Origin of the sequence: Micromonospora globispora (genome assembly GCF_003857015.1) — a bacterium.
Classification (GTDB): Bacteria; Actinomycetota; Actinomycetes; order Mycobacteriales; family Micromonosporaceae; genus Micromonospora; species Micromonospora globispora.
In genome coordinates this window covers 1-889 of the sequence record NZ_QGGF01000033.1, presented here as the reverse complement: position 1 = coordinate 889, position 889 = coordinate 1, and the positions used below count along the sequence as shown (strand labels likewise).

2 pseudogenes are annotated in these 889 nt (G+C 71.9%); both read right to left on the bottom strand.

Annotated elements, in window-relative coordinates:
• Nucleotides 1-321: pseudogene (locus DKL51_RS00980) on the bottom strand (winged helix-turn-helix domain-containing protein); the annotation flags it as partial.
• 271 nt (nucleotides 322-592) lie between these two features.
• Nucleotides 593-889 (bottom strand): annotated as a pseudogene (locus DKL51_RS00975) (winged helix-turn-helix domain-containing protein); the annotation flags it as partial.

Sequence of the window (889 nt, the reverse complement as noted above, 5' to 3'; positions counted from 1 at the left end):
GTGCAGGGTCGGAATGGTGGGGGCGAGCGGGCGGGACGGCGACCGGCCGACCGGCACCGGGTCGGGTCGGCGCTCCCCCGGGACGGCACCGCTGGAGATCACCCCCTCACCGCGTTCCAGCAGCTCCCGTGCCGCCTCGAGCAGCCGGCGGGCCGGTGGGGTCAGCGCCTCCTCGGACGCGAGCGGGATGGACAGGGTCACCGTGAGCATTGGTGCGGCGGCCGTGTTCGTTGGCCGGCGCTGGCCGCCGGGGGGACGACCGGGCACCGCGGGTTGGGACGTATGCCATCCGGCGCGCGACGAGGCGGGGCTGACCGACATGGTCCTCCTTGGCTGGTCCGGGTATCTCCCCACGGCCCGGGACGCCGCTTCATCGATGCTTCCCGGCGCCTCTCCGAGGGTCAAGGGGCGGCTGCGTTGCATGAATGTGACAATTGACGAACACATTGGAGCCGAACGCTTGCTCTGCGTACGAGGCCTGTTGATTACAGCAGAGCCGCCGAGATGACCCGATACGGGGGGTACCCCCCGGTTCACAGTGGCCGGTGACCACTGCGGGGCCCCTCGTCCGCCGTAGGGCGGCCCGGTCGCCTCAGTGCTCCGGGTCCACCATGACCCGGGCGTCGTCCGCAAGCCGGTAGCCCACGCCGTGGACGGTGGTCACCAGGGGGATTTCGGGGCCGAACTTGGCCCGCAGCCGACGTACATGGACGTCCACCGTACGCGCGACGGCGTGCTCGTAGCCCCAGACGTGGGAGAGCAGCTGCCGCCGGGTGAAGACCCGCCGGGGATGGTCGGGCCGGGAAGAGCAGCAGCTCGTACTCGATCCGGGTCAACGGGATGTCCCGGCCCCCGCGGCGGACCACCCGGGTGCCGGCGAGGATCCGGA